3 protein-coding genes and 1 pseudogene are annotated in these 5221 nt (G+C 64.6%); all 4 read right to left on the reverse strand.

Annotated features, from left to right (window positions below):
- A partial coding sequence (tssM, locus tag EOA33_RS23435; RefSeq protein ID WP_127406703.1) for a type VI secretion system membrane subunit TssM occupies positions 1–2328 on the reverse strand: 2328 nt, incomplete at its 3' end.
- Positions 2329–2350: 22 nt separating this feature from the next.
- Positions 2351–3856: a type VI secretion system protein TssL, long form gene (gene tssL, locus EOA33_RS23440; protein ID WP_127406704.1), complete on the reverse strand. Its 1506-nt coding sequence runs from the start codon at positions 3854–3856 to the stop codon at positions 2351–2353.
- Positions 3857–4161: 305 nt separating this feature from the next.
- On the reverse strand, positions 4162–4959 hold the full coding sequence (tagH, locus tag EOA33_RS23445) for a type VI secretion system-associated FHA domain protein TagH (protein WP_348628255.1): 798 nt from the start codon (positions 4957–4959) through the stop codon (positions 4162–4164).
- A 51-nt stretch (positions 4960–5010) separates the two neighbouring features.
- Positions 5011–5145: pseudogene (locus EOA33_RS41530) on the reverse strand (FHA domain-containing protein); the annotation flags it as partial.
- Between the last annotated feature and the right edge of the window lie 76 nt (positions 5146–5221).

Raw genomic sequence — 5221 nt, forward strand, 5'->3', positions numbered from 1 at the left:
GCTATATTGTGGCTTGTCCTTCAGCATCGCCTTGAACCGCAGCTGATCGAGAATGCCGTTCCACGCCGCGGCAAACTCCTTGGCATAGCGATCGAGAAGCTCGGGTCCGAGCTTGAGCAATTCCTGATCGATGCCACCCTGCTCGCCGCCGCCGCCGAGTACCCACCGGTCGTCGACAAGCATCTGCGCGATGCGTGAGAGCTGCTGGAGATAGAAATCGCTGAAGCCGGCATGGGTGTAGACGCCGGGAATGCGAAGTCCCGACAGATCACTGCCGTCGACACGCTCGAACAGCAGCGGCGCTTCCGGACCGGCCTTGAGCGAAACGGAAAAATCGCTCAGGGCTGCCGCATGGAGCGCCGACTTGATCAGGGCCGTGGCGCGGTCGGCCAGGCTCATGCGTCCGAGTGAGCGTTGGGCGGCTTCGACAAGTGGCTGGTCGAGCTTGAAAACCGGATCATAGGCGTCGTCCAGCGCCAGCATGGCGCGCAGATGTTTTTCGAGCTGGGCCCGACCTTCGCGGTTGTTTTCGCCGGGATAGCGGTTGTGTTCCCAGTCCTGCCGCATCCAGGAGACGATCAGCTCGTCGTCGACCTTCGGCGCCTTGCCGCCCAGCATCAGATAGATCTTCAGCGGCTCATAGAGCATCGCCGGATCGGCCATCCTGGCCTGGATCGTGCGCTCGGCCTGCAGCAGCAGGCGCGATCGGAAGCTTCGCTCCAGCGCTTGCCGGTAGGCCGTCCTGGCCGCTGAAAGAAGCCGTTCGCGCTGGCTGAGGCCGAATGTCTCCTCGATCGGCGTCGGCGCGTCGCCGGTCTCGAATCCGGCCGGCAGGTTGCGCAACTGGTCGAGCGGGCCAATCACGTTTTCGAGGTCGACGTCGGCGACCTCTGTGCTTTTGAGCAGCGGTTCCGCCGCCTGGCGGTATTGGCTCATGGCCTGCGTCGTGGCGGCGAGCAGCGATCTGTTGGCCGTGAAGCTCAGCCCAAGCGCGCCCAGGGCGATCACGGCGGCCAGGACGATCGCGCCGATGCCGCCATATCTGGCGATCGCGGCGCGCCTTTCGGCTGTCCTGTCGTATGAAACCCAGCCGGCCTCGGCGAAAATGACGTCGGCCAGAACATCGTGGAGGAAAAAGCTCTTGCCGGTGCCGGACAGATGCGCCTGCGAACTGCTGCCGAAACTGCGCCCGATCGCGCCCAGCACCTGGTCGATCGGCGTTCCTTCCTGGGTGCCCGAGGAAAAATAGAGGCCGCGCAGGCTGACGTTTACCTCGCTGCGGGAGATGTCGAACAGGCTGGTGACAAAACCGGTAACCCGGCCGCGCAATGCGCCGAACTGGGCCGGAAAGCCGAAGATGGATATGCGCGCGACCGGATCCTGCTCTTCCTGGAGCCGGTCGGCCATCTCGTCCGCCAGGCGCCCGGCCAGAGCGTCGAATTCGGCCGGAGCCTCACCGGCCATGTTCTTGTTGCGGTCGGTGGTCTGGAAGGTCGCGCCCCACACCTTGCGCCTGCGCGCCTCGTCGAAGCCGCCGAAATAATCCATGAAACCGGAGACGAGGTCGGCTTTGGTGAACAGCAGGTAGACCGGAAACTGGATCCTGAGCGTTTCATAGGTTTCGCGCAGGCGACTTCGTATCTCGGCGACATGGGCGTCAAGCTGCCGATCGTCGAAGCTCATGAGGTCGGCAAGGCTGACTGCCAGGATGACGCCGTTAATCGGCTGCCTGGCGCGGTATTTCTTGAGCAGCGACAGGAAGGCGAGCCAATTCTTCTTGTCGCGGGACTGATCGGAATCCTGTGTCGTGTAGCGCCCGGCGGTGTCGATCAGCACGGCCTCGTCGGTGAACCACCAGTCGCAGGATCGCGTGCCGCCAATGCCGGCCACCGGCTGCGCGGTGCCGGAACCGGCAAGCGGGAAATTCAGACCGGAGTTGACCAGCGCCGTCGTCTTGCCCGCGCCCGGTGGGCCGATGACGATGTACCAGGGGATCTCGTAGAGGAAATTGCGCTTTCCGCTTGAGCGTTTGAGTGCCGCGATGGCCTCGCTCATGCGGGCCTCGAGCACCTGCGAATCGTCATTGTCGGCGTCGTTGCGCACGATCGCGGCTTCAAGCGCCTTATGCGCCGTTCGCCTTTGCCAGAACCGGACCGTGTAGAAGAGCGCCGCCGCGGCCACGACCACGCCGACGATCGCGGCGCGCAACCAGACCGGCCCGAGTGGGCGCGCATCGGCATAACGGATCAGTGGTCCGGCAAACCAGACGGCTGCCGCGAAACCGGCCAAGGCGACGACGTTGAGTATGCGCAGCAGCCAATGCGTCATGGGCGCTTCCGAGGGGCCGCGCTCATAATGTCTCCTCCTTGGGGATCATCACATCGATGCGGCGGTTCGTGGCACGGCCTTCCGGGGTCGCATTGTCGGCGATCGGCTCGTCTTCGCCCTTGCCGTCGGTGGTGATGCGCGATGGGTCCTTGAAGCCGGGTGCCATCATCGCCGCGACGGCTTTGGCGCGGGCGACCGAGAGGTCGAAATTGGACTTGAACGTGCTCGATTTGCGCGGTTTTGCGTTGTCGGTATGACCGATGATCCTGATCGGCCCCGGTTCGGCGTCGAGAGCCGTGGCGATGTCTGCGGCGACGGACTGGAACTCCGGCTTCACCTCGGCCTTGCCGGGTTCGAACGTCAGGGCGTTGTTTATTTCCACCACGATGAAGCTGCCTTGCGTGCTCACCGCCAGCCCGCCGCGCGCCAGATCCTCGGCTAGCGCCGCACGGATGCGGTTGATCTGGGTGAGCGCGACGGGGGTTGGGGGAGGCGCGACTTTTGCCGGCTCGGCCGAGGCAGCCACGTCGGCGCTCTCGATTGTCACCGGCGTCGATGGATTGAGCGCCACAAGCTCGCCGGCGACGGCGTCACCCTCATTGGTGATGAAGACCCGCAAGGCAAAGAAGGCCGCCGTCAGGAGACCCGAGGTGACGGCCGCGACGGCCCAGAGCGGCAGCCGCGCCGACGGTCGCGCCATTGTCGCCGCCAATCCCTGCCAGCGGGGTGAAATGTCGTCGTCGGGCCGCGCCCTGAAGTAGCGAAGCGTGTCGAAGACGTCGCGTCGGACACGTTCGAGGTTGCTGTCCTGGCGCGCGAGGCCGCGATACTGACCTTCAAACCCCAGCGATAGGCAGGCATGCATCAGTTCGAGCAGGTCGTAATGCGCTTCCGGTTCGGCCAGCAGCTTGTTCAGCGCCTCATAGAAGCCGGCGCCGGCGGACTTGATGCGAAAGAACCGCGACAGCATGCCGTGCCCTGCCCAGCCGTCCCCCTCGGGCCAGGGCAGGTTGCCGACGAGATCGTCAACGGTTTCGCAAAGCGCAAACTTGGCGATCCGTGCGTCCTCTTCGGCAATGCCCGACTTCTGCATCGCCCGATCGAACCTTTCGATCGCCTCGGCGATGTGCAACGCCAGCGGTTCGGCACGTCTTTCGACCGGGATAAGTCGGAGCTGGCCGAGCAGCATCAGCAAGGGCGCGGCGGCGGCGATGATCGGGTTTGCCGTGGGGTAGGTGATGCTGCCGGTGGCGTCGAGGAGGACGTCCTGCTGCGGCCCCGACGAGGGCGCGGTCTCCAAGGGGCCGGCATTGGACGTCGCCCCTTGATAGATCACGGTTCCGGACACCCAGCCCGGCGGCATGTGCTGTCCGCCCTGCGGATCGAAAACCGTCGAATCCCGCACAGGCAGGGGCTGCCCGCCATCGGCGGATGCCGGCGGGGCCGGCGCCGGCTTTTGCCTGCGTCGTGGATTGGCGCGAATGACGGTCTTGCCGGCGGGGCCGAAGGGATCGTCCTTCGAGCTCATTGCTGGCCTTCCGTCCGCGCATGGCGGCCGTGCCGGCGCGCAAGACCAGGCAGGGGCAGAAGCAAAGAATGCGTGCCCTGCTGACGCGGGGAGTGTCCGGTGGAAGCTAGGCTACAGAACGCGATCCCGCCGTAACATGACATTTGCCGCAGACCCCTGGGTCATTCAGCCGTAACCGCCTGGCGAACTGTCGTATGTGATCGTAATCTCAGAAGCGTCCGATTGGAACCATATGCGCGGAACCGCCCGGATTATTCTTAACGGCGGCGGTGTAGGGATCCGGCTCTAGCGCCGGAATTTACACGCTATTTTTGCTTGTCGGCCTTGGCATAGGCTTCGGCGAAATAAGCCAGGAATATATCCAGCATGCCGTTTTCGTGGGCTTCCTCCATGGTCCGCCAGGTCGCCACGAAAGCATCCCAGGCCTGGCTTTTCTTCGAACTGAACGAGGTGGGCGGAAGCTTCCTGCCGATCGCCTCGGGCGACAGGTCGTCAAGCAGCCGGGAGAGCGCCGCCTGCATGGCCGCATAGGTGGCGAATTCGTGGGTCTTGAGATCGCGGAAGGCGTCTTCGACACTGTGCCTGGCGTCAAGATAGCCGGCCCTGCGCCGCGCGAACATGATTTCCAGCATGTCGTCGGTTCCGGGCACGAATTTGAGGGGATTGTTGTCCGCTGCGCTGATCATCGTGCGGTGCGTGCTCTTTGCCAGGATCTTGGCAGCCGCGCGCGCCTTCAGCAGCAAGGCCAATTGTTCTACCGTCGTCCGCAGGACCGCGCCGATCTCGGCGGCAACCTCATGTGGGTCGCGCGATTGAAGCAGATCCGGCGAGATGCCGGCCGCCCGCGCGATTTCCCTGAGCAATTCGTCCGCAACGGGGCGCTGCGCGGCCGAAGGCGGCGCGGCTGCCTGCAGCAGGGAAGACGTCGACGCCGGCGCCTGGCGTTGCTCGCGCGAATTGAAGAACGGCTCGTTGCCGAATTCCTGGGGCCGGCCCGTCGATGCCGGCAATTCCCGTTGCGTCGAACCGGATCTCGGTTGGGGGTGACCCGTCACGCCGCGCTCGTCGTCGATGGACACGAAGATGACATAGCGGCCGATCAACAGCCGGTCGCCATGGCCGAGGCGATGCGGCGCGGCCAGGCGCTGGCTGGACCCGTTGATGAAGGTGCCGTTGCGCGAAACATCGTGAAGCCAGAACGCGCCCGCCTCATAGCGGACCTCGCAATGCCGGCCGGAAATGAACTTGTCAGGGTCGGGCAGGGTCCAGTCGCAATTTTCGCGTCCGATTTCAAAGCTGCGGTCGCGCGAACCGTAACCGAGCGGGAGACCGGCGGGCGCGTTCTGGCTTCACGATGTTTCGCGC

The sequence above is a fragment of the Mesorhizobium sp. M4A.F.Ca.ET.050.02.1.1 genome, assembly GCF_003997725.1.
In the GTDB taxonomy this organism is placed as follows: Bacteria; Pseudomonadota; Alphaproteobacteria; order Rhizobiales; family Rhizobiaceae; genus Mesorhizobium.

Bases quoted from the DNA above. Each gene is read 5' to 3' on its own strand.
- tssL (WP_127406704.1), bottom strand. From the start codon at position 3,856: ATGAGCTCGAAGGACGATCCCTTCGGCCCCGCCGGCAAGACCGTCATT.